This is a genomic window from Nonomuraea terrae (assembly GCF_004348995.1).
GTDB classification, from domain to species: domain Bacteria; phylum Actinomycetota; class Actinomycetes; order Streptosporangiales; family Streptosporangiaceae; genus Nonomuraea; species Nonomuraea terrae.
Window position 1 is genome coordinate 1 of sequence record NZ_SMKQ01000150.1, and the last position, 22,753, is coordinate 22,753.

The following is a 22,753-nucleotide window of genomic DNA, read 5'->3' on the forward strand; positions in this document are numbered from 1 at the left end:
GTGTCAAGACGGCCGGCAAGGACGAGACGGAGATCGGCCTCCAGGGTCGCGGGGTCGGGCGGGGACCCGTACTCGGGGATGACGGAGAACTCGATCATCGCCGTGGAGCCGGCGGAGGCGGCCGAGGCGGAGCGGACGACGAGGCGGTGGGCGGCGAGCACCCCGGCGGCGCTCCACAGCAGGCCGACGCGGTCGGGGGCGACCACCGTGACCGCTCCCCCGTTGACCCGGACGGCGCCACCGCCGTGGCGGGCCAGCGCGGCCTGCTGCTCGGAGAGCATGGGCGGCTTGGGCGGCGGCGAGCCCGCCAGGACGGACCTGACCCGGCGCACGAGGTCGGCGACGAGCCCGGCCTTCCAGCTGTTCCAGGCCGCCGGGCCGGTCGCGTTGCCGTCGGCGACCGCGAGCGCGGCCAGCAGGTCGAGCACCTCGCGCGAGCCGACGGTGCCCGCGACCTTCTCGATGGTGACGGGGTCGTCGAGGTCGCGCCGGGTGGCGGTCTCGGGCAGCAGCAGATGGTGGCGTACGACGGTGGCCAGCGTGTCGACGTCCTGCGGAGGCAGGCCGATGCGGGCGGCGATGTCGCGGACCACGATCTCGCCGGTCGCCGAGTGGTCGCCCGGCCAGCCCTTGCCGATGTCGTGCAGGAGCGCCGCGATCAGCAGCAGGTCGGGGCGGGAGACCTCGCGGGTGTGGCCGGCGGCGTTGGCCGCCGCCTCGATGAGGTGCCGGTCGACGGTGAAGCGGTGGATGGGGTTGCGCTGCGGGCGGTGGCGCACGCGTTCCCAGTCGGGCAGCAGCTTGACCAGGATGCCGGCCTGGTCGAGCTCCTCCCACACGGGCACGGCGGCCCGGCCGGCGCCGAGGATCGAGACCAGCGCGTCGCGGGCCTCCTCGGGCCAGGGCACCGGCATGGGTGGCGACTTGGAGGCGAGGACGGACACCGTGGCGGGCGCCATCGGCAGCCCGGAGTCGGCCGCCGCGGCGGCGGCGCGCAGCACCAGCACCGGGTCCTTGGGCACGTTGACGCCTCTGGCCAGCACGACTTCGCCGCCGTGCTCGACCACGCCGTCGGCCAGCGGACGGCGGCCGCGCGGGGCGGGACCCGACAGCAGCTTGTCCACCGTGCGCCAGGTCGCGTCGAAGGCGTGCGCGATCGTCCGGCCCGCCTCGGCGAGCCTGCGCATCAGCGCCTCGGCGTCGAGCAGGCCGAGCAGCCCGGCGACCGCGTCCTGTTCCTGCAGGACGAGCCGGTCGGTGCCGCGCGCGGTGACCAGGTGCAGCGCGTGCCGCACGTCGAGGATGAACTCGTACGCCTCCCGCGCCCGCGGCCCCGGCGCCGAGGCGACCCAGGCCGCGGCCACGGCCTGCATGGCCTGGACGTCGCGGAGCCCGCCGCGGCCGTCCTTGAGGTCGGGTTCGAGGAGGAAGGCCAGCTCGCCGCTGACCTGCGCGCGCTTGTCGGCGGACTCGCGCAGCTCGCCGAGCCTGCGCCGGGAGTCGGCGCGCCACTCGGCGAGCACCGCCTCCCTGGCCTTCCTGGTCAGGTCGGGGTCGCCCGCCACGTGCCGGGCCTGGATGAGGCCGAGCACGGCCTTGAGATCCTGCCGGGCGACGGACACCGCCTCCTCGACGGTGCGCACGGAGTGGTCGAGGGTGGCCGCCGAATCCCAGATCGGGTACCAGATGCGGTCGGCGATTCGCGCCACGTCGGCCCGGCCGTTGTGGAGCAGCACCAGGTCGAGGTCGCTCCCTGGGGCCGGCTCCGCCCTGCCGAGGCTGCCGACGGCGACCAGGGAGACCTGCTCGCCGTCGCTCGCCGTACGGAAGAGATCCTTGAGCCAGCGGTCGGTGTCGGCGGTCCGCTCCTTACGGGCCGCGGCGTACGAACGGGCCTCTCCCCTCACTGCTGCTCCCCTTCGGCGCGGCCCGGTTCCTTCGTGAAAAGCCCGCCGGGCGCCGGCCGGACGGCGTCGTCCGGGCGGCGCCGCGAGTTGGTGCCGCGCCGGCTTCGCTCCGCGAGGACGCACCCCTGATCCGCGTCCTCGCCTCGCTGCCAATCCCTCACAGGGCTTCCGGACCCCGCTCTCCCGTACGCACACGGATCACGGTGTCGACCGGCACGGACCAGACCTTGCCATCACCGATCTTGCCGGTGTGGGCGGCCTTGACGATGACGTCGATCACGTCCTCGGCGTCGTCCTCCTCCGCCAGGACCTCCAGCCGCACCTTCGGCACCAGGTCGACCTGGTACTCGGCGCCGCGGTAGACCTCGGTGTGACCGCGCTGACGGCCGTAGCCGCTCGCTTCGCTGACGGTCATGCCCTTGATGCCGAACTGCTCAAGTGCGGCCTTCACGTCATCGAGCTTGAAGGGCTTGATGATCGCGGTGATGAGCCTCATGCGTCCACCTTCTTAGGAGCGGGGGTGAGCGGGCCGTTGGGGGACGACACGCCGGAGGCGTGGATGGTGCCGAGGTCGTAGCCGGTCTCGGCGTGGGTGGTGATGTCGATGCCGGTGACCTCGTCCTCGGTGGTGATGCGGAAGCCCATCGTCTTGTGGATGATCTTGCCCAGCACCCAGCTGACGATGAACGAGTAGCCGCCGACCGCGATCGGGCCGAGGACCTGCAGGCCCAGCTGGCCCCAGCCGCCGCCGTAGAACAGGCCCTCGCTCTGCTGGTCGAGGAACGGGTAGGCGGCCAGGAAGCCGAGCGAGACGGCGCCGACGACGCCGCCCACCAGGTGGACGCCCACGACGTCGAGCGAGTCGTCGTAGCCGAACTTGTACTTCAGGCCGACCGCGTAGGCACAGATCGCACCAGCGAACAGGCCGATGACGCCGGCGGCCCACGGGTCGACGAAACCACAGGCGGGCGTGATGGCGACCAGACCGGCGACGGCGCCGGAGGCGACGCCCAGGCTGGTGGAGTGGCCGTCACGCAGCTTCTCCACCACGATCCAGGCGCCGGCCGCGACCGCGGTGGCGATCTGGGTGTTGATGAACGCCAGGGCGGCGGTGCCGTCGACGGCGAGTTCCGAGCCGGCGTTGAAGCCGAACCAGCCGAACCACAGCAGACCCGCGCCGAGCAGGACCATGGTCAGGTTGTGCGGGCGCATCGGCTCCTTGCGCCAGCCCTGGCGCTTGCCGATGACCAGGGCCAGCGCCAGGGCCGCGGCTCCGGCGTTGATGTGGACGACGGTGCCGCCCGCGAAGTCCTCGATGCCCATCGTGTTGAGCCAGCCGGTGCCCCAGACCCAGTGCGCGACAGGGAAGTAGACGATCGTGACCCACAGGACGCCGAAGAGCATCCACGCGCCGAACTTCGCCCGGTCCGCGATCGCGCCGCTGATCAGGGCGACCGTGATGATGGCGAACGTCAGCTGGAAGGCGGAGAAGATCAGGCTCGGCATGCCGGTGCCGTCGTCCTTGGTGGCGGTGTCCACCAGGCTCTGCAGGCCGAGAGCGTCGAAGCCGCCGACGAAGTTGTTGATCGCCGAGCTCGGGTTGTCGGTGAACGCCAGCGAGTGCCCGAACAGCACCCAGGCGACGGTCACGACGATGATGGCGCCGAACGACATCATCATCATGTTCAGGACGCTCTTGGCCCTGGTCATGCCGCCATAGAACAGCGCGAGGCCCGGAGTCATCAGTAGCACCATGGCGGTGGCCACGAGCATCCAGGCAGTAGTGCCGCCATCGATCTCCACGACGCGACCCTCCTTACGTGTGACGTGTGGCCACAGCGTGTTCGGCCGGGGTTTCGTGGCTCGACCAGGTGTGTTTCACATTCGTGAATCTCGCCGCGACGGTGTTTCGGCGGCGTTTCGGTCGCCTCACGAGACGCCTTGAGGCTCCGCGATATCGGGCATGTCATACTTAGGGTCGCCTAACCTAAGCGAACAGGAACGCCCATGCGACTTCGCCTGGCTCTCGTTGCCATGCTTCCGCTCATCACCCTCGCCGCGTGCGGCACCTCCACCACGACGCAGGAGACCGGCCCCACCCGGGCGGTCAAGCACTCCATGGGCGTAACCCAGGTGCCCATGACGCCGAAACGCGTCATCGTCCTCGACACCGACAAGCTGGACTCGCTGGTCAGCCTGGGTGTCACACCCGTCGGCGCCGCCCAGGCCGAGGGCAACCAGACCTGGCCCGAGTACCTCGGCCCGGCCCTGGCGAACGTCAAGCAGGTGGGCACCCTCGGAGAGCCGAACCTCGAGGCCATCACCGCGCTCAAGCCCGACCTCATCCTCGGCTCCAAGTTCCGCCAGGCCGCCTTCTACGACAAGCTGAACAAGATCGCGCCGACGGTGTTCACCGAGCGCGTCGGCATCACGTGGAAGGAGAACTTCCTGCTCGACGCCGAGGCGCTGGGCAAGAAGGAGCAGGCACAGCAGCTGCTGTCGGCCTACGAGACGCGGGCCAAGAAGGAGGGCGAGAAGTTCTCCTCGATCAAGGTCAGCATCGTGCGGTTCCGTCCGACCGAGATCCGCATCTACGGGCCCGACTCGTTCTCCGGGATCGTGCTAGGCGACGCCGGCATCCCCCGGCCGGAGGTGCAGCTGCTCACCGGCGCGCAGGACAGGCGCTTCGCCAAGCTGAGCCAGGAGAACCTCGCCGACGCCGACGGCGACGCCATCTTCTACAGCGCGTTCGGCGAGGATGCCGCCAAGTCGCAGGCCGAGGTGACGGCCGGGCCGCTGTGGCAGAACCTCAAGGCGGTCAAGGCCGGCCACGCCTACAACGTGGACGACGAGATCTGGATGACCGGCATCGGCGTCACCGCCGCCAACAAGATCCTCGACGACCTCGACAAGCACCTCACGCCGCTGACGTGAGCCGTACGCGCTCGCCCTTGCGGATCCGGCCGGGGCGCAGCACCCGCGCGTAGACCCCCGCGCACGGCTGCTCCCCCATGCCGGGCAGCGGCTCGACCCGGTTGTGCCGGGCCACCGTGCGCAGGGCGTCGGGGTCGCGGCCGAGCGGCCCGTGCGCCAGCGTCGGCACGGCGCACCGGGGGCTGGCCACCATGACCCGCAGCACCACGTCGTCGCCGACGTGCAGCTCCCGGCCGATCCAGCCGTTCTCCACGAAGCCCTCCGCCTCGGTCGCGATCACCAGATTGGGCCGGTAGCGGAGGGCTTCGACGTGTCCGCTCGGGCCGAGCGCGGCGATCCGCTCCAGCGTGGACGTGGTGATCAGGTGGAGGGGCGCGTAGTCGAAGAACGTGCCGGGCGGGGCGGCCGCGCCCAGCGTGCCGACGGTGTGGGACACCTCCGCCTCGACGCCCTCGGCGAGCACCTGCTCCGGCACCGACCGCTCGTAGGCGGCGCCCTCTGGCGGCACGTCGATCAGCCGCACCTCACGCCCGAGCAGCGCCGACAGCTCGGCGTCACCCGGCGCCCGAGCCCCCTCGACCGTCAGCAGGGCCCGCCACAGCCTCGGGCTCTTCGCGGTGGCGATCCGCCCCGTGGCGACGTCGAGCACGGCCCGCTCGCGGTCACCGGCCAGCCCTCGCTCGCTCACCTCGCTCTCGGCGACCTCCTCGCCCAGCATCGACTTCACGGGATAACGGCGCAGCGTCTCGACATGCATGCCGCCGAGCCTACGGCCGCTCCCAGAACGCGCGCAGGTGCGGAACCAGCTCCCCCGCCCGTTCCTCGGGGAAGAACAGCCGCCCGCCCTCGATCTCCACCACCCGCCTGACGCCGGGGATCGTGTCGCGCAGCCAGCGCGCCCAGCTCACGTCGAAGAACGCGTCGCCGGTGCCCCACACGACGAGCGTCGGCACGGTCAGCGCCCTGAGCCGCGGCTCGATGGCGACCATGTCCTCGGCGTCGATGGAGGCCACCAGGCGCTCGAACGCCCGCCCGCCGCCCGGCTTGGCGAAGATCGGCCGCAGGTAGGCGTCCACCACCGCCGCCGGGTCGTCGATGCGTTCGTAGGAGTCGCCGAAGGCCGTCCGAGCCACCAGCTCCGGCTGGTCGAGCACGGCTTCGGTGAGCGCGGCCAATCGCCCCTGCGCGGCCAGCTCGGCCGTGGGGCGGAACTTCTCCGGCGGCGTGTTGGTGTGGACGTCGCAGTTGGTGAGGGTGAGCGTGCGCAGGCGCTCGCGGTGGCGCACGGCGAAGACCTGGGCCACCGCGCCGCCGGTGTCGTTGGCGACGAGGTCTACCTCGCTCAGGCCGAGGTGGTCGCAGAGCTCCTCGACGATCTCGGCGAGCGCGGGGATGGACAGGTCGTCGCGCGGCGCGCTGCCGCCGTGGGGCGGGAGGTCGACCGCCACGCAGCGGCGCTCGTCCTTGAGCTCGGCGACGACGTGCCGCCACAGGTGGGAGCCGGTGCCGACGCCGTGCACGAAGAGGGCGACGGGACCCTGGCCGACGTCGACGTAACTGATGCCGTCCATGGGGGGTTCCTTTCGCGATTACAGACCAACTGTCGGTATAGCAAATTACCGACCATGAGTCGGTTTGTCTATCGTGGATCCATGAACCTCAAGGCGGAACGTGGCGCGGCCACCCGCGACAGGGTCCTGGCCATCGCCACGCGGCTCTTCGCAGACCGGGGGTACGACGACACCTCGATCGAGACGGTCCTGCAGGAGTCGGGGCTGAGCCGCGGGGCCCTCTACCACCACTACGCGGGCAAGGAAGCGCTGTTCGCGGCCGTGCTGGAAGCCACCGAGAGGTCGATCGGGGCACAGATCGTCGAAGCCGTGCGCGGGATCGACGACCCGATCGAGACCCTCCGGGCGGGCACGCTGGCCTGGATCCGCCTGGCGGGTGATCCGGTGATCAAGCGCATCGTGCTGCTGGACGCGCCGGCGGTGCTGGGGTGGGAGCGCTGGCGGGCCATGGAGGAGCGCTACTCGTTCGGGATGCTGAAGGCCGCGCTGCAGGCGACGGGGGCGATCCCTGCCCAGTTCCTCGACCTGCACGCCCACATGCTGCTCGCCGCCGTCAACGAGAGCGCCCTGCTGGTCGCCCGCGGCGGCGACCACCGGACCGCCGAGGCCGCCGTGGAGGAGTTCCTCCGCCGCCTGCTCAACGGCTGACCCAGCTCCACCGGCCGCACTTCGGGGGGGCCGGTTCGGGCCGGCCGCCGCTGCCGACACCCCCGCCCGCGTTCCCTCGGACGGGGCGGGCGTCGCTGCCGATGTTCCCACCCAGGTGGTTTCCGTCGTCACAAGCCTTTCAGGGAACCCCCTCGGGCCGGGCGCCGCCATGCGTGCCTCCGGCCCGCTGGACCCGCCGTATCACCGGACAAGTCGCCAGACGAGAACGGCGGCGTACGCAGGGTGGTTCAGATCCAGACCCTGGGGCTCTCCAGGCTTCCGACCTTCACGCCGCTGCCGTTGGAGACGGTGATCCTGGAAACATACGTCCACAGGGTGTTCTCATCCCGGAAGAGAACCGTGTCCGAATGCCACCTGTTGCAGGGCTGCCTCGACGACCAGGCTTCCACCTCGCCGCCGGCGGTCGGGTAGGTCGGCGTGATCGCCACGACGTACACCACGTAATACGCGCAGCCGGTGGGCAGGCCCGGTGTACGTTCCGCCCTGGTGGGGCGCGGGGTCACGGAGCACGACGGTGGCGAAGTCGGCGATGTCCCGCACGTCGGTCATGCCGACGCGGCCCTGCCCAGGAGCGCCGTAGAAGGTGTCGCCGTCGACCGAGCCGAGAGCGTTCTGCATGAAGAACGATGGCCGGATGACGGTCCAGCCGAGACCACGAGGCCGCGAGTTCGATGTCCGACAGCACGTGCAGCCGGCCGTTGCGGGTCGGCGCGTCGTGGCCCGCGCCGATGGCGACATGCGGACGATGTGCCGCACGCCCGCCCTTCTGGCCGTTCAGACGGCGTTGCTGCTGGCGTGTGTGGAGTCCGGGCCCATGGCGACCAGGAGCCACACCGTGTCCACGCCCTCGAACGCCTGGTTGAGCGTCTCCGGGTGGTGGAGGCCGGTGATCAGGATGGTCATCGCAATGTGCCCTCCTCCACCGAAACGAGTTCGTCGATCAGCGCGAAGAAGGCCTCGATTCCCGGCAGGTCGCCGCCCTTGGCGCGGGAGGCCGCGAAGTCGGCCGGCGAACGCCACTCCACGATGTCCAGCCATTCGCCGTCGGGCAGCTGGACCAGCTTGGCGCCCAGGAATCCGTCCCGGTCGGCCTGGAAGTCCGCGATCATCGGGCCACGGGCGGCCACGAGGTCCGTCGCATGCTCGGCGGAGACGCGGAACCTGGTGAGTTCTACTGTCGTCGTCATGCGATGACGATATAGTCAGCATTAGTGATAGTCAAGATTTATGACTAAATGGGAGCCTGCAGTGCACAGGAGCGAGCGTAAGCGTGAGATGCCCGACCTGGGGATCCTGTCCAGCCGGACGCTGTTCAGCCTGCAGAAAGAGCTGTTCTCCCGGCTGTCGGAGATGGGCCACCCCCAGGTCAGGCCGCGGCACGGGGCCGTGCTGGCCTACCTCGACGTGGAGGGCAGCCGGGCCTCCGACCTGGCCGTGCGGTCGGGCCAGCACAAGCAGGTGATCGGCACCCTGGTGGACGAGCTCGTGGCGCTCGGGTACGTGGAGCGGCAGCCGGATCCAGCCGATCGCAGGGCGAAGCTCATCGTGCCGACCGAGCTCGGCCGCGATCACATGGTGAAGTCGGACACCCTCCTCGCGGAGATGGAGGCCAAGCACGCACGGGCGGTCGGCGAGGAGGCGTACGCGGAGTTCAAGCGCGTCTTCAAACTGGTCGCCGAGCGCCAGACGAGAGCGAAGTGACCGCTGCCAGCCCCGCGCGGCGTCAGATCTCGCGGCACATCACCCGGCGGGAGCCCAGCGGCCCCACCGGCCTACGGCGGGTCCAGCGGGCCGGAGGCACGCATCGCGGCGCCCGGCCCGAGGGGGTAGCCAAAAAGGCTGTTCATCCCTGATCGAAGGGAAAGTCAGCAGCGGCGCCCGGCCGAACGGGACAGCGGGCGCCGCACACCCTCAGACGAAAGCGCCGCTCACGCGGCGGTGGCCATCTTGCGCAGGCGGGCCAGGGCGTCGCGTTCGATGCGGCGGGCGCGGTCGCGGCCGATGCCGTAGCGCTCGCCGACCTCCGTCAGCGTGTGCTCGCGCCCGTCGACCAGCCCGTAACGCCACCGCAGCATCTCGCTGGTGGAGCCCTCCAGACCGGTCAGCCACTGGTCGAGCCGCTCCCGCTCCAGGATGTCGATGGCCTGCTGCTCAGGATCGGCCCACGTCTCGTCGGCGATCATGTCACCCAGCTCGGTCTCGTCCTCGTCGCCGACCCCCAGCTGGAGCGAGACCGGGTCGGACGCCCACCGCCGCAGCTCCCGCACCCGCTCGATCGGCAGCTCCAGGATCGCGGCGAGGTCGTCGTCGGTCGGCTCGGCGTCGAACTCCGCCAACAGGTCGCGGCGCACCCGCATCAGCCGGGTCATCTGCTCCCCTGCGTGCGTCGGCAGGCGCACCGGCCGGGCCTGCTCGTGGATCGCCCGCCCCACCGACTGCCGGATCCACCACGTCGCATACGTGGAGAACTTGTATCCCCGCCGGTAGTCGAACTTCTCCACCGCCCGCACCAGGCCCAGGTTCCCCTCCTGCACCAGATCGATCAGCGGCATCCCCCGGCCGGAGTATTTCCTGGCCACCGCCACCACCAGGCGCAGGTTGGCCTGGATGAACTCGTCTTTCGCACGCCGGCCCGATATCGCCAGCCGCTCCAGTTCCTCGTCGGCCGCGTCTGCGATGCGCGGCTCCGTCCCCCCGCCGTCGAGCAGCTGCTCGGCGAAGAGGCCCGCCTCGATCCGTTTGGCGAGGTCGACCTCCTCCTCCGCCGTGAGCAGCGGGACCCGGCCGATCTCGGCCAGATATGTCCCCAGCAGATCGCGCTCCGCGACATGCTGCTCCTGCGTGCGACTCCCCGTAGGCCTTGCCATCCCCAGGCACCTCGTTCCGCAGCTGCGTTCTATATCCCGGCAACGTTTGGCCAGATGCAAAGATTCCCTAAAGCACTACGACCGGGGGAGGGTTCTGGATGTCCTCCTCAAGGAGGAGGCCGCCGCGGAACACCTGGTGAACGAGGGGAACGCCGGGCCGGTAGGCCAGATGCGCGTAGGAGGGGGCGTCGAGCACGACGAGGTCGGCGCGGGCGCCGGGACGCAACCACCCTACGTCCGTGCGGCGCAGCGCGCGGGCCCCGCCGCGGGTGGCGGCCCTGACAGCCTCCAGCGGCGTCATGCGCATCTCCCGCACGGCGAGCGCCACGCAGAAGGGCATCGAGGAGGTGTAGGAGGAGCCGGGGTTGCAGTCGGTGGCCAGCGCCACGCTCACGCCCGCGTCGATGAGCCGCCGCGCGTCCGGATACGGCGACCGGGTGGAGAACTCCGCCCCCGGCAGCAGTGTCGCGACCGTCCCCGATGAGGCGAGCGCCTCCACGTCGGCGTCGGTGAGGTGGGTGCAGTGGTCGGCCGAGGCGGCGCCGAGCTCGCAGGCGATCCGCACGCCGGGCCCCTCGGTGAGCTGGTTGGCGTGCACGCGCGCGCCGAGCCCGGCCTTCAGCCCGGCCGTGAGGATCTCGCGCGTCTGGTCGCCGTCGAAGGCGCCCCGCTCGCAGAACACGTCCACCCACTTGGCGTGGGGAGCGCACGCGGTCAGCATGTCACCCGCGACGAGCCGGACGTAATCGTCGGCGTCCATGTCGTCGGGCACCACGTGGGCCCCGAGGAAGGTGGTCTCGGAGGTCAGCCGGGAGGCGATCTCCAGGGAGCGCCGCTCGTGCTCGACGGACAGCCCGTAGCCGCTCTTGATCTCCACGGTGGTCGTGCCCTGGGTGAGCATCTCGCGCACCAGCCGGCGGGCGCGGGCGACCAGCTCGGCGTCGCCGGCCCGGCGGGTGGCCGCGACGGTGGTCCTGATGCCGCCGCCCGTATAGGGCTCGCCGGACATGCGGGCCTGGAACTCGGCCGTGCGGTCGCCGGCGAAGACGAGGTGGGCGTGGCTGTCCACGAAGCCGGGGATGACGGCCCTGCCCTCCGCGTCCACCCGGCGGTCGGCGTCGGGGGCCTGGGAGGCGGGGCCGGTCCAGGCGACCAGGCCGTCCTCGACGACGAGCGCGGCGTCGGCGATCTCCTCGCGCTCGGGGTCGCCGGTGTAGAGCAGGCCGACGCGGTCGATCAGCGTGGTGGTCATCGCAGCGCCCCGATCGCCTCGGCCAGCAGGGCGCCGACGTCGCCGAGCACGTGGCGGCCGCCGGAGACCACGCGCCGGCCGCCGGAGACCACGGAGTGCACGTCGGCCGCGGTGGCCGCGTACACCACGGCTTCCAGGCCGCCGGCGCCCGCCGTGCGCACGGAGTCGAGTCGCACGGTGACCAGGTCGGCCCAGGCGCCGGGCATCAGCATGCCGGCGTCGGGAAAGCCGAGGGAGGTGTGGCCGGCCCCGGTGGCCGCCTCCAGCAGGTCGGCGGCGGGCCAGTGGCCGCGGGTCTCGGTGGCCAGCCGCTCGTCCAGCTCCACCGCCCTGGCCTCCTCGAACAGGTCGATCACGGCGTGGCTGTCGGAGCCGAGCGTGATGCGCGCGCCCCGGTCGGCCAGCGCCCTGGCCGGGCCGATGCCGTCGGCGAGGTCGCGTTCGGTGGTGGGGCACATGCAGACGTAGGTGCCGGAGTGGCCGATCAGCTCGACGTCGACGTCGGTCAGGTGCGTGGCGTGCACGACAGTCGAGCGCGGCCCGAGCGCCCCGCGTTCGTGCAGCACCTGGACGGGTGTGGCGGCGTACGTCTCCACGCAGGCGGAGTTCTCGGCGCGCTGCTCGGAGACGTGCGCGTGCAGGGGCGCGGCGTGGCGGTGGGAGAACTCGGCGACGACGCACATCTGCTCCGGCGGCACCGCCCGGACCGAATGGATGGCCGCGCCGACCAGCACGTCGGTCTGCCCCTTGTACGCCGCCGCCAGCTCCTCCGCCCTGACCGCCCATCGGTCGGCGTCGCCGTCGCTGAAGCGCAGCTGCGGCCCGGCGAGGGGCGCGCCGATGCCGCCGGAGACGTAGCAGGCGTCGAGCAGCGCGATGCGCAGCCCGGCCTCGCGGGCGGCACTGACGAGGGCGTGGCCCATGACGTTGGCATCGTCGTACGGGCGGCCGTCGGCGGCGTGGTGCAGGTAGTGGAACTCGCCCACGCACGTGACACCGGCCAGCGCCATCTCGGCGTAGACGGCGCGGGCCAGGCGCAGGTAGGAGTCGGGGTCGAGGCGGGCGGCCACCTCGTACATGCGTTCGCGCCAGGTCCAGAAGTCGCCCCTGCCCTGCTGGACGACGCCGCGCAGCGCCCGGTGGAAGGCGTGGGAGTGGGCGTTGGCCAGGCCGGGGATCGTCAGGCCGGGCAACTGCTCGGCCGTGCCGGGCGGGCCCTGCTCGACGCGGGTGATCCGGTCGCCGTCGATCTCGACGAGCACGTCGTCGGCGACCCCGTCGGGCAGCCAGGCCCGCTCGCACCAGTAGGTCAGCGACACAGGTCCTCCAGCACGTCCGCGAGCGCCACCACTCCCGCCTCGCAGTCTGCCCGCTCGGCGTGCTCCTGCGGGGAATGGGACACGCCGGTCGGGTTCCGTACGAAGAGCATGGCGCTCGGCACGCCCGCGGCGGCGAGGATCCCGGCGTCGTGACCGGCGCCGGTGGGCAGGATCGGCGCGGGCTCGCCCCGATCCTGCGCACCGGCCACGCGGGCCAGCCGGTCGCGCAGCGCCGCGTCGAAACGCACCTCGGGGGTCCACGACTCCTCCTGTACGGCGGCGGCGCCGGTGAGGGCGGCGACCAGCTCGCGCACCGCCCGCTCTTCGGGGCCGCGAGCGTCGAGCCAGGCCGAGACCAGGCCGGGGATGGCGTTGGCGTTGCCCGGCGAGACGCGCACCTTGCCGACGGTGGCGACGACGCCGAGCCGCTCGGCCTCCTCGCGGGCCGCGAGCACCAGGCGGGCGAACGGCAGCATGGGGTCGTCGCGGTCGACCAGCCTGGTCGTGCCCGCGTGGTCGGCCCGGCCGCGGAAGTCGAAGCGCCAGCGGCCGTGCGGCCAGATCGCGCCGGCCACGCCCACGGGCCGGCCCTCGGCGACGAGCCCGCGGCCCTGCTCGACGTGGAGCTCCACGAACACGCCGACGGCGCGCAGGGTCTCGTCGTCGCGCCCGAGCGCGTCAGGGTCGCGGCCGGCCTTGCGCAGGACGTCGGCCAGCGTGTCGCCCTCGTCGTCGGTGAGCCCGAGCGCCCGCTCGGGGGCGAGCACGCCGGTGAGCAGCCGCGACCCCACGCACGGCACGCCGAACCTGGCGCCCTCCTCGTCGGTGAAGCAGGCGACGCCCACCGGCGCGGACGGCTCGACGCCGCGTTCTCTCAGGACGTCGAGCGCGGCGAAGGCGGACACGACGCCGAGCGGGCCGTCGTACGCGCCGCCCTGGCGGACGGAGTCGAGGTGGCTGCCGGTCACCACCCCCGGGCGGGCCGGGGACGGGTCGCCCCACCACGCCCAGAGGTTGCCGTTGCGGTCTTCGCGGAGGGCGAGACCGCGCCGCGCGGCCTCACCGGCGAACCACTCGCGCAGCTCCAGGTCGGCGGGCGACCACGCGTCCCGCAGATAGCCGCCGGTGCCGGGATCTCGTCCGATGTGCGCGAGTGGCTCAAGCATGGCCCCACTGTAATGAATGGAGCCATTCACCGAGGAAGGGGGCTCAGTTCACGGGACCGCCGCTCGGGCGGAGGGTCAGGTCGGTGAGGTGGGCGTCAGGGCCGGCGGTGACGGCGGCCAGCACCGCCCGCGCCACCGTCTCGGCCTTCAGGTACTTGCCCGGCTCGTACGGCCCGCCCTCGTAGTCGCGCACGCCGCGCTGCATGTCGGTGTCGACGCGGCCCGGATAGACCGTCGTGACCCTGAGGGCCGGCTCCTCCAGTCGCAGGGCGTCGGCGAACGCCTTCAGGGCGAACTTGCTGGCCGCGTACACGCCCCACTCGGGGTTGGCGCGCAGGCCGGCGCCGGAGTTGACGCACACCACGTGGCCGCCGGCCCGGCGCAGCGCGGGCAGCAGCAGCCGGGTCAGCTCGGCGACCGCGACGACGTTGACCTCCATCGTCCGCCGCCACGCGTCGGCCGGCTGGTCGGCGAGCCGGCCGAGCTCGGCGACGCCCGCGCTGTGGACGAGCACGTCGAGCCGTTCGACGCCCGCGACGTCGGCCTCGGTGACGGCCGTCAGCTCCACCGGCCAGGCGCGGCCGCCGGGCAGCTCGGCCGCCAGGGCGGCGAGGGCCTGCTCGTCGCGCCCGCCGAGGAGGACGTCGTGGGTGGGGGCCAGGGCGCGGGCGACGGCCGCGCCGACACCGCGGGAAGCGCCGGTGACCAGCGCCGTCGGTCGTTCAGTCATGCCAGCAGCTTATTGACCCTTGACGGTTACTCAAATTTGTATTCAAACTTGAGCATATGTCACCGACGCGCATCCTCATCCTCGGCGCCCTCCTGGACGGCCCCATGAACGGCTACGGCGTCCGCCGCCGTCTGGAGTTCATGGGGGCCGACCAGTGGGCCAACGTGGCCTTCGGCTCGATCTACCACGGCCTGGGCAAGATGGCCGACGAGGGTCTCGTCGACGTCGTGGAGGCGGGCAAGGGCGGCAAGGTGGTCTACGCGATCAACGACACCGGACGCATGGAGTTCTACCGGCTGCTGATGGGGTCCTGGACCACCGTCCAGCCGATCATCGACCCGTTCCAGGTGGCGTTGACGTTCATCGACAAGCTGCAGAAGGAGGACGTCGTCGCCGCGCTCCACGAGCGCAGGCTGCAGCTGGCGACGAACGTCGAGGCCGTCGCGCGGGCCGTCGGCGCCAAGCAACGCCACGGGGCTCCCGCCCACGTGAACGAGAACCTCCGCCTGATGAGAGCCATGCTCCAGGCCCAGCTCGACTGGGTGGAGCAGGCGATCCCGCGCGTCGAGTCCGGCGAGTTGCCCTGACGAAGGAGCTGAACCCCCCCCATGATCATCCAGGCACACGGCCTGCGGAAGACGTTCACCACCAGGAGCAGGAAAGGCGTGCAGACCGTCGAGGCCGTCCGCGGCGTCGACCTCGACGTCGAGAAGGGCGAGATCTTCGGCGTGCTCGGCCCCAACGGCGCGGGCAAGACCACCACGATCCGCATGCTCGCCACCCTCATCACCCCCGACGCGGGGACGGCCGTGATCGCGGGCCACGACCTGCTCAAGGAGCCCGCGGCGGTCCGGCGGCGCCTCGGTTACGTCAGCCAGGCCGGCGGGGTCGAGGACACCGTGAACGCCCGCGCCCAGATCATGATGGCCGCCCGGATCCACGGCGTGGCCGACCCGGGCCGGGCGACCGCCGAGGTGCTCGACCGGTTCGGCCTGACCGAGCTCGCCGACCGCCCCGGCCGTACGCTGTCGGGCGGCCAGAAGCGGCGCGTGGCCATCGCGATCGGCCTCGTGCACGGTCCGCCGCTGCTCTTCCTCGACGAGCCCACCACCGGCCTCGACCCGCAGAACCGCGCGAACCTCTGGGACCGCATCAGGCAGTTGCGCGAGTCGGGCACGAGCGTGCTGCTCAGCACCCACTACCTCGACGAGGCCGACGCGCTGTGCGACCGGCTGATGATCGTCGACCACGGCCTCGTGGTGGCCGAGGGCACCCCGGCCGACCTCAAACGCGAGGTGTCCGGCGACGTCATCACGCTCAGGACCGACCAGCCGGGCCGCGCCGCCGACACCGTCAAGGCGCTGGCCCGCGAGACCCGCGTGGACGACGACCTGCTGCGCGTCTACGTGGACGACGGCGAGCACGCCCTGCCCGGCCTGCTGCGCGCCCTGGAGGAGCAGGGCGTCGCGCTGACCTCGATCGCGCTCGACCGGTCCACCCTCGACGACGTGTTCCTGGCCAAGACCGGCCGTACCCTCCGTGACGCGGGAGCCGCCGCATGATCCGCCACACCGTCCTGTTCACCGGCTACGAGCTGCGCAAGCAGTTCGCCAACCCGATCTGGCCGCTGTTCGGCATCATGCAGCCGGTGCTGTATCTGCTGATGTACGCGCCGCTGCTGCGCACCATGACGCCGGGCGGCACGACGGTCGACGCGCTGCGCATGTTCACCCCGGCCGCGATGATGATGATCGCGGTCTTCGGCGCGCTGTTCTCCGGGTTCGGCCTCATCGCCGAGCTGCGCGACGGCACGCTGGAGCGCTACGCCGTCAGCCCCGCCTGGCGGCCCGCCATCGTGCTCGGCCGGGTGGCCAAGGACATGCTCGTGCTGGTCCTGCAGGCCGTCCTCGTGCTGGTCGTGGCCATGGCGATGGGCGTGCGGATCGGCGCCGTGGAGCTGGTGCTGGTGCTCCTGCTCATGGCGGCGACCGGATTGTTCGCCTCGGGGCTGTCGCAGGGCCTGGCGCTGACCGTGCGCGACGAGAACGGCATGTCGCAGACGCTCAACCTGTTCATGCTGCCGATCATGCTGCTGGCCGGGATGTTCCTGCCGATCTCGTTCGCGCCCGGGTGGATGCAGTTCCTGGCCCCGCTCAACCCGCTCTACCACGCCGTGGAGGCCGGGCGGGCGTTGTTCGGCGGGCGGCTGTCGGACCCGTCGATCCCGATCGCGTTCGCGGTCTTCCTCGGGCTGGCGGTGCTCACCACGATCTGGTCGATGCGCTCGCTACGGAAGATCGCCGGTTAGGAACGTCCCGGCCTCGTCGGTCATGCGTTCGTACTCCTCCAGCCGGGCCCGGGTGCGCAGCGGCACCGCGTCGGCCATGGCCTCCACCAGGGCCATGGCCAGCGCGAGCGGCGCCGCGTGGGAGTCGAACACGAGCCGGTCGCTGACGGGCGCGTCGAGCACGATCTCGGCGGGGAAGTCGGGCCGGTCGGTGATGACGGCCACCCGCAGGCCCAGCTTCCCGGCGTACTCGAGCGCCTCCACGGCCTCGCGCGGGTAGCGCGGCAGCACCACGGCCACCACCCACTCGGCCCCGGCTCTGCGGGCCGCGTGCAGCCCGTCGACCAGCTCCGACCCGCCGTGCGTGAGCAGCCGCACGTCGGGGTGGATGCGCCGGGCGTAGTACGCGAAGGTGGTGGCCAGCCCGCAGGAGACCCGCAGTCCCACCACGGGCAGCGGCTCGGTCGCGGCCAGGTGCTCGCCCAGCTCCTTGAGGGGGAACGCCTGCAGGCGCTCCCGCACCACGGCGAGGTTGCGCATCTCACGGTCGATGGCCCCGCGCAGCAGGCTCTCCTGCGGCTCCAAGGCGCCCCCGCCGAGCACCAGCGGGCGCAGCGCCTGGCGCAGCTCCGGATAGCCGGCGAAGCCGAGCACCATGGCGAACCTCGTCACCGACGGCTGGCTGACCCCGGCCCGCTCGGCCAGCTCGACGCTGGACAGGAAGATCGCCTCATCCAGATGCTCGCTCAGGTAGTGCGCGATCCTGCGCTGCACGGGCGAGAGCCTCCGGCCATCCAGCAGCAAACCCAGCCCACCGTGATATCCGTCCGCCACGCAACCTCCAACGCACCGGCACCGGTTTTCTCATCCCTTTCAGAGTGACTCACGCATCGGGATGCGCACGCCACGCTCGGCGGCCACCTGCGCCGCCTCGTCGTAACCGGCGTCCACATGACGCATGACACCCGTGCCGGGGTCGTTGGTGAGCACGCGGTTGAGCTTCTCGCGCGCGAGGGCGGTGCCGTCGGCCACGGTGACCTGCCCGGCGTGGATGGAACGCCCGATGCCGACGCCGCCCCCGTGGTGGATGGAGACCCAGGAGGCGCCGGAGGCGGTGTTGAGCATGGCGTTGAGCAGCGGCCAGTCGGCGATCGCGTCGGAGCCGTCGGCCATGGCCTCGGTCTCGCGGTAGGGGGAGGCGACCGAGCCGCTGTCGAGGTGGTCGCGCCCGATCACGATCGGCGCCTGCAGCTCTCCGGAGGCGACCATGTCGTTGAAGCGCTCGCCGGCGACGTCGCGCTCGCCGTAGCCGAGCCAGCAGATGCGCGCCGGCAGGCCCTGGAAGTGCACCTTCTCGCCCGCCTTGCGGATCCATCTGGCCAGCGGCTCGTTGTCCGGGAACAGCTCCAGGATCGCCCGGTCGGTGGCGGCGATGTCGGCCGGGTCGCCGCTGAGCGCCGCCCACCGGAACGGCCCCTTGCCCTCGCAGAACAGCGGCCTGATGTACGCGGGCACGAACCCGGGGAAGTCGAAGGCCCGCGCGTAGCCGGCCAGCTTGGCCTCGCCCCTGATCGAGTTGCCGTAGTCGAACACCTCGGCCCCGGCGTCCTGGAAGCCGACCATGGCCGCGACGTGCCGCGCCATCGACGCCCGCGCCCGCTCGGTGAAACCGGCCGGGTCCTTGTCGCGCTCGGCCGCCATGTCCTCGAAGGCGACGCCCACCGGGAGGTAGGCGAGCGGGTCGTGGGCCGAGGTCTGGTCGGTGACGACGTCGATCTCGGCGCCCCTGGCGAGCAGATCGGGCACGGCCTCGGCGGCGTTGGCGACGACGCCGATCGACAGCGGCCTGCGGGCGTCGCGCGCCTCGTACGCCAGCCGCAGCGCCTCCTCCAGCGAGGCCGCCTGGACGTCGAGGTAGCGGTGCTCGATGCGGCGGGTGACGGAGCGGGGGTCGCAGTCGACGCAGATGGCCACCCCGCCGTTCATGGTGATGGCCAGCGGCTGGGCGCCGCCCATGCCGCCCAGGCCGGCGGTGAGCGTGATCGTGCCGGCCAGCGAGCCGCCGAAGCGCTTGGCGGCCACGGCCGCGAACGTCTCGTAGGTGCCCTGGAGGATGCCCTGGGTGCCGATGTAGATCCACGAGCCCGCGGTCATCTGCCCGTACATCGTGAGCCCGGCCGCCTCCAGACGCCGGAACTCCTCCCAGTTCGCCCAGTCGGGCACCAGGTTGGAGTTGGCGATGAGCACCCGGGGCGCCCACTCGTGGGTGCGGAAGACGCCCACGGGCCGCCCCGACTGCACCAGCAGGGTCTCGTCGCCCTCCAGCGTCGTCAGCGTCCTGACCAGCGCGTCGTACGACGCCCAGTCGCGTGCCGCCCGGCCTGAGCCGCCGTAGACGACCAGCTGCTCGGGGTGCTCGGCGACCTCGGGGTCGAGGTTGTTCTGGAGCATGCGGAGCGCGGCCTCCTGCGGCCACCCTTTGGCGGTGATCGCAGTGCCTCGCGGCGCCCGGACGCTGCGGCTCATCGTGACCCTCCTGAATGAGAACATTCACCCATGTCACCCGCAGACTACAACGGCCCGCGTTCAGCGGGCCGTTGCAGGCAGCGGGGTCCGCGCCTCCAGCGGGCCGCGTCCAGCGGTCCGCTGGAGGTCGCGGACCCCGCGCCTACAACGGGCCCACGACCCCCGCACCTGCAGTGGCCCACGTCCGGCGGCTACCCCACGAGGAACTGGGTCGCGGCCAGCTCCCGGTAGAGGTCGTCCTCCCCCACCAGCTCGTCGTGGGTGCCGACCGCCCGCACCCGGCCGCGGTCCATGACCACGATCCGGTCGGCGCCCGTCACCGTGGACAGGCGGTGGGCGATGACGAGCACGGTCGTCTCCTTGGCCGCCTCGGCGATGACCTCGCGCAGCCGCAGCTCGTTGACCGCGTCGAGCTGCGAGGTGGCCTCGTCGAGCAGCAGCAGCCGGGCCTTGCGCAGCAGCGCCCTGGCGATGGCCACGCGCTGCCGCTCTCCGCCCGACAGCAGCAGGCCGCGGTGCCCGACCGGCGTCTCCAGGCCCTCGGGCAGCCGGGCCACGAGGTCGTCCAGCCTGGTGCGGGCGAGGGCGTCGCGCAGGTCGTCCTCGGTGGCGTCGCGGGCGGCGAAGAGCAGGTTCTCCCGCAGCGTGCCGGCCAGCACGGGGGCGTCCTGCTCGACGTAGCCGAGCACCGCGCGCAGCTCGGTCAGCGGCCAGTCGCGGATGTCACGGTCGCCGATGGTGATCGTGCCGCCCTGGTGCTCGTAGAAGCGCTCGATCAGGGCGAACACCGTCGACTTGCCCGCCCCCGAGGGGCCGACCAGGGCGGTCAGGCCGCCGGGCGGCACCGCGAAGCTCACGCCGTCGTGCACGACCGGGCGGTCGTCGCCGTACCGGAAGGCAACGTTCTCGAACGTCAGCCCGACCGGCTCGGCGGACGCCCGTACGGCGGTGCCGACCGGCTCGGCGGGCAGCTCCTCGATCTCCTTGATCCGCTTCAGCGCGGCCAGCCCCTGCTGGAGCTGGACGGCGCCCGTGACGAGCTGACCGATCGGCGCGACGAGGTAGAAGAGGTAGAGCAGGAACGCGATCAGCGACGACACCTCCAGCGCGCCGGAGGCCACCCTCGCTCCGCCGACGCCCAGCACGGCGACGAACGCGATCTGCACCGCCATGAACGTCGCCACCCCCGCGAGCGACGTCCAGCCGGCGACGCGCAGCCCCCGGTCGCGGGCGCGTCCCGCCGCCTCGGCGACCATCGCGATCTCCCGCTCCTCGGCTCCGCTGGCCTTGACCGTCCGGTACGCCTGCAGCGCCCGGTCCAGCACCGCGCCCATCTCGCCCACGGCCTCCTGGGCCTGGGTCTGCGCCCGCTGGATCCGCGGCATGATGAGGCTGACGAGGCCGCCGATCAGCACCACCACGAGCAGCGTGACCAGCAGCAGCACGCCGTCCATGACGGCCATCATGACGATCGCGCCGACGAGCATGAACACCGCGCCGACGGACTCGACGATCCCGTTGGTCAGCACCGACCGCAGGAGCGTCGTGTCGCCCGTCACCCGCGACAGCAGGTCGCCGGGCTTGAGCCGGTCCACGTCGGCGATCCTGAGCCGGAGCATGCGGTCGACGAGCCTGCGCCGGGCGCCGAGCACGATGCCCTCGCCCGTGCGTTCCATCAGATAGGTTCCCGCGGCGCTCACGACCGCGCCGGCCAGCACCGCGACGGTCAGCCAGACCAGCGGCCCGGACATCGAGCGGTTCTCCCCGAAGGCGTCCACCACGTATTTGGCCAGCAGCGGCATGGCCAGGCCCGCCGCCGAGCCGATCAGGCCCAGTAAGCCACCCAGGACGAGGATGTTCCGGTGCGGGCGGACATAGGCGAGCAGTTCCTTGACCACCGCATCTCCTTTCACGACATGTCTCATCCGCCGCAACGAACGAGGCCGCGGATTCCGCACCGGTCAACCTAAATTGACGACCTAAGTATGTCAACCATTGTTGACGCTCATTCTCAGGGAGGAGACGACATCCAGACGCGGCCCACGGACGAATAGGGCGTCGAGGAACCCGGCCGGAACCTCTGCCCATCAGCCTTTGCGAAAGGACCGACCATGGAGCTCCGGACCAACCGGCGACGCTCTAGTCGGACTCGGCCTCGCCGCGGCACTCGCCGCGTCGTCGGCGGCCGTGCTCCGCACCGACTCCGGCACCGCGTCCTCGCACCGCGAGGCCCCGATGATCGCGGGCGACCCGCGCAACGACAACACCGACGTGTACGCGTTCGTCAGCCCCGACAAGGCCGGCACGGTCACCCTGATGGCCAACTGGATCCCGTTCCAGGAGCCGCAGGGCGGCCCGAACTTCTACACGTTCGACACGAAGTCGCGCTACAACATCAAGATCGACAACAACGGCGACGCCAAGCCGGACATCACCTACCAGTGGACGTTCCGCGACGAGGACAAGCGCGGCACCAGCACGTTCCTGTACAACAACGGGCCCGTCACCTCGCTGGACGACCCGAACCTGCTCTACCGCCAGCGCTACACCCTCAAGCGCATCACCCACGGCGGCACCCGGACCCTGGTCCCGGACGGCGTCGTCGCTCCCAGCAACGTCGGCCCCGCCTCCATGCCCGACTACGGCAGGCTGCGCGCCCAGTCCATCAGGAGCCTGCCCGCGGGCGGCAAGGCGTTCGCCGGCCAGTCCGACGAGGCGTTCTTCCTGGACCTGCGGGTGTTCGACCTGCTCTACGGCGGCGACCTGTCCGAGGTCGGCCAGGACACCACCAGGGGCTACAACGTCAACACCCTCGCCGTGCAGGTGCCCGCGTCCGACCTGGCCGTCAAGGGCGACGTGAGGCGCAACCCGGTGATCGGCGTCTGGTCCACCACCGACAAGCACAACGGCCACCGGTTCGTGCAGGTCTCGCGCCTGGGCAACCCGCTGGTCAACGAGGTCGTGGCGCCCGCCGGGCTCAAGGACGCGTTCAACGCGCTGCCCCCGGACAAGGACGCCGGCGTGCCCGCGCTCGTCAAGCGCGTCACCGACCCCGAGGTGGCCCGGCTCCTCGAAGGCATCTACGGCATCAAGGCGCCCGCCACCCCGCGCGACGACCTGGTGGAGATCTTCCTGACCGGCATCGCCAAGGCCAACGGCCCCATCGAGGCCGACCTCAACTCCCAGACCCTCAACCGGGACGCGGCCAAGCTCCGCCCGTCGGAGATGCTCCGGCTCAACATGGCGATCCCGCCGTCCAAGGACCCGAACCGGCTCGGCGTCCTCGCCGGCGACCTCCAGGGCTTCCCGAACGGCCGCCGCCTCGGCGACGACGTCGTGGACATCTCCCTCCAGGCCGTGGCCGGCGCCGCCCTGACCGGCAGACTCGTCCCCGGCCTGACGGACAAGGTCGACGGGAACGACAAGCCCCTGCTCCCGTCGTTCCCGTACATCCCCTTGCCCAGCAACACCGCCGCCGCCCAAGGCTGACCCACCACCTGCCGCCCCGCACGGCGGCACCCCACC

Annotated in this window: 23 protein-coding genes; 7 read left to right on the forward strand and 16 right to left on the reverse strand. The window is 71.8% G+C overall.

The window, feature by feature from the left end; all coding sequences use genetic code 11:
* The 3 genes from E1286_RS33455 to E1286_RS33465 all read right to left on the reverse strand — a co-directional run.
* Positions 1-1,907 (reverse strand): [protein-PII] uridylyltransferase (locus E1286_RS33455; protein WP_132618926.1); only part of this gene is annotated, 1,907 nt, incomplete at its 3' end.
* 157 nt (positions 1,908-2,064) lie between these two features.
* Positions 2,065-2,403: a P-II family nitrogen regulator gene (locus E1286_RS33460; protein ID WP_043616024.1), complete on the reverse strand. Its 339-nt coding sequence runs from the start codon at positions 2,401-2,403 to the stop codon at positions 2,065-2,067.
* Positions 2,400-3,710 carry an ammonium transporter gene (locus E1286_RS33465; protein WP_132618928.1) on the reverse strand — a complete coding sequence of 437 codons (1,311 nt, stop codon included), beginning with the start codon at positions 3,708-3,710 and terminating at the stop codon, positions 2,400-2,402. The genes E1286_RS33460 and E1286_RS33465 overlap by 4 nt, the downstream gene beginning before the upstream one ends.
* A gap of 204 nt (positions 3,711-3,914) precedes the next feature.
* Here E1286_RS33465 and E1286_RS33470 point away from each other — a divergent pair, with 204 nt between their 5' ends.
* On the forward strand, positions 3,915-4,841 hold the full coding sequence (locus E1286_RS33470; protein WP_132618930.1) for an ABC transporter substrate-binding protein: 927 nt from the start codon (positions 3,915-3,917) through the stop codon (positions 4,839-4,841).
* Here the strand turns inward: E1286_RS33470 and E1286_RS33475 are convergent.
* Entirely contained in the window at positions 4,825-5,598 is a 774-nt protein-coding gene (locus E1286_RS33475) for an MOSC domain-containing protein (protein WP_165970027.1), read from the reverse strand. The genes E1286_RS33470 and E1286_RS33475 overlap by 17 nt on opposite strands.
* Positions 5,599-5,608: 10 nt before the next feature.
* A complete protein-coding gene (locus tag E1286_RS33480) occupies positions 5,609-6,412 on the reverse strand; it encodes an alpha/beta fold hydrolase (RefSeq protein ID WP_132618932.1) in 804 nt (267 codons plus the stop codon).
* An 81-nt stretch (positions 6,413-6,493) separates the two neighbouring features.
* On the opposite strand from E1286_RS33480, the gene E1286_RS33485 reads away from it, so the two are divergent.
* Complete coding sequence (locus E1286_RS33485; protein ID WP_132618934.1) at positions 6,494-7,060, forward strand: TetR/AcrR family transcriptional regulator; 567 nt, start codon at positions 6,494-6,496, stop codon at positions 7,058-7,060.
* Between the two features lie 248 nt (positions 7,061-7,308).
* On the opposite strand, the gene E1286_RS33490 is transcribed toward E1286_RS33485, so the two are convergent.
* The 3 genes from E1286_RS33490 to E1286_RS33495 form a co-directional block, all read right to left on the reverse strand.
* On the reverse strand, positions 7,309-7,509 hold the full coding sequence (locus E1286_RS33490) for a hypothetical protein (RefSeq protein ID WP_132618936.1): 201 nt from the start codon (positions 7,507-7,509) through the stop codon (positions 7,309-7,311).
* A 346-nt stretch (positions 7,510-7,855) separates the two neighbouring features.
* Complete coding sequence (locus E1286_RS51490) at positions 7,856-7,984, reverse strand: hypothetical protein (protein WP_281282801.1); 129 nt, start codon at positions 7,982-7,984, stop codon at positions 7,856-7,858.
* Positions 7,981-8,268 carry an antibiotic biosynthesis monooxygenase family protein gene (locus tag E1286_RS33495; RefSeq protein ID WP_132618938.1) on the reverse strand — a complete coding sequence of 96 codons (288 nt, stop codon included), beginning with the start codon at positions 8,266-8,268 and terminating at the stop codon, positions 7,981-7,983. The genes E1286_RS51490 and E1286_RS33495 overlap by 4 nt, the downstream gene beginning before the upstream one ends.
* Before the next feature lie 61 nt (positions 8,269-8,329).
* On the opposite strand from E1286_RS33495, the gene E1286_RS33500 reads away from it, so the two are divergent.
* Complete coding sequence (locus E1286_RS33500) at positions 8,330-8,782, forward strand: MarR family winged helix-turn-helix transcriptional regulator (protein ID WP_132618940.1); 453 nt, start codon at positions 8,330-8,332, stop codon at positions 8,780-8,782.
* A gap of 227 nt (positions 8,783-9,009) precedes the next feature.
* Here the strand turns inward: E1286_RS33500 and E1286_RS33505 are convergent, their stop codons facing one another.
* The 5 genes from E1286_RS33505 to E1286_RS33525 form a co-directional block, all read right to left on the reverse strand.
* Positions 9,010-9,948, reverse strand: a complete 939-nt coding sequence (locus tag E1286_RS33505) for a sigma-70 family RNA polymerase sigma factor (RefSeq protein ID WP_132618942.1) — start codon at positions 9,946-9,948, stop codon at positions 9,010-9,012.
* A gap of 67 nt (positions 9,949-10,015) precedes the next feature.
* The gene (gene hutI / locus E1286_RS33510) at positions 10,016-11,200 is read right to left on the reverse strand and encodes an imidazolonepropionase (RefSeq protein ID WP_132618944.1); all 1,185 of its coding nucleotides are present in this window, start codon (positions 11,198-11,200) and stop codon (positions 10,016-10,018) included.
* Positions 11,197-12,519: a formimidoylglutamate deiminase gene (locus E1286_RS33515; protein WP_132618946.1), complete on the reverse strand. Its 1,323-nt coding sequence runs from the start codon at positions 12,517-12,519 to the stop codon at positions 11,197-11,199. Before E1286_RS33515 ends, hutI begins: the two co-directional genes overlap by 4 nt.
* Entirely contained in the window at positions 12,510-13,685 is a 1,176-nt protein-coding gene (locus tag E1286_RS33520) for an allantoate amidohydrolase (protein WP_132618948.1), read from the reverse strand. Before E1286_RS33520 ends, E1286_RS33515 begins: the two co-directional genes overlap by 10 nt.
* A 43-nt stretch (positions 13,686-13,728) precedes the next feature.
* Positions 13,729-14,415, reverse strand: a complete 687-nt coding sequence (locus E1286_RS33525; RefSeq protein WP_132618950.1) for an SDR family oxidoreductase — start codon at positions 14,413-14,415, stop codon at positions 13,729-13,731.
* A gap of 56 nt (positions 14,416-14,471) precedes the next feature.
* Between E1286_RS33525 and E1286_RS33530 the strand changes: the two genes are divergently transcribed.
* From E1286_RS33530 to E1286_RS33540, 3 genes are read left to right on the forward strand one after another with little or no spacing between them, the layout of a single operon-like run.
* Positions 14,472-15,002, forward strand: a complete 531-nt coding sequence (locus E1286_RS33530; protein WP_132618952.1) for a PadR family transcriptional regulator — start codon at positions 14,472-14,474, stop codon at positions 15,000-15,002.
* 24 nt (positions 15,003-15,026) lie between these two features.
* Complete coding sequence (locus E1286_RS33535; RefSeq protein ID WP_132618964.1) at positions 15,027-15,977, forward strand: ATP-binding cassette domain-containing protein; 951 nt, start codon at positions 15,027-15,029, stop codon at positions 15,975-15,977.
* Entirely contained in the window at positions 15,974-16,723 is a 750-nt protein-coding gene (locus tag E1286_RS33540; protein ID WP_132618954.1) for an ABC transporter permease, read from the forward strand. Before E1286_RS33535 ends, E1286_RS33540 begins: the two co-directional genes overlap by 4 nt.
* Here the strand turns inward: E1286_RS33540 and E1286_RS33545 are convergent.
* The 3 genes from E1286_RS33545 to E1286_RS33555 form a co-directional block, all read right to left on the reverse strand.
* The gene (locus E1286_RS33545) at positions 16,703-17,476 is read right to left on the reverse strand and encodes a MurR/RpiR family transcriptional regulator (protein WP_246075429.1); all 774 of its coding nucleotides are present in this window, start codon (positions 17,474-17,476) and stop codon (positions 16,703-16,705) included. The two genes, E1286_RS33540 and E1286_RS33545, sit on opposite strands and share 21 nt — an antisense overlap.
* 99 nt (positions 17,477-17,575) lie before the next feature.
* Positions 17,576-19,228, reverse strand: a complete 1,653-nt coding sequence (gene hutU / locus E1286_RS33550) for a urocanate hydratase (RefSeq protein WP_223190663.1) — start codon at positions 19,226-19,228, stop codon at positions 17,576-17,578.
* Positions 19,229-19,419: 191 nt separating this feature from the next.
* Positions 19,420-21,126: an ABC transporter ATP-binding protein gene (locus E1286_RS33555; protein ID WP_246075430.1), complete on the reverse strand. Its 1,707-nt coding sequence runs from the start codon at positions 21,124-21,126 to the stop codon at positions 19,420-19,422.
* 289 nt (positions 21,127-21,415) lie between these two features.
* On the opposite strand from E1286_RS33555, the gene E1286_RS33560 reads away from it, so the two are divergent.
* The gene (locus tag E1286_RS33560) at positions 21,416-22,717 is read left to right on the forward strand and encodes a DUF4331 domain-containing protein (protein WP_246075431.1); all 1,302 of its coding nucleotides are present in this window, start codon (positions 21,416-21,418) and stop codon (positions 22,715-22,717) included.
* Positions 22,718-22,753: the final 36 nt, after the last annotated feature.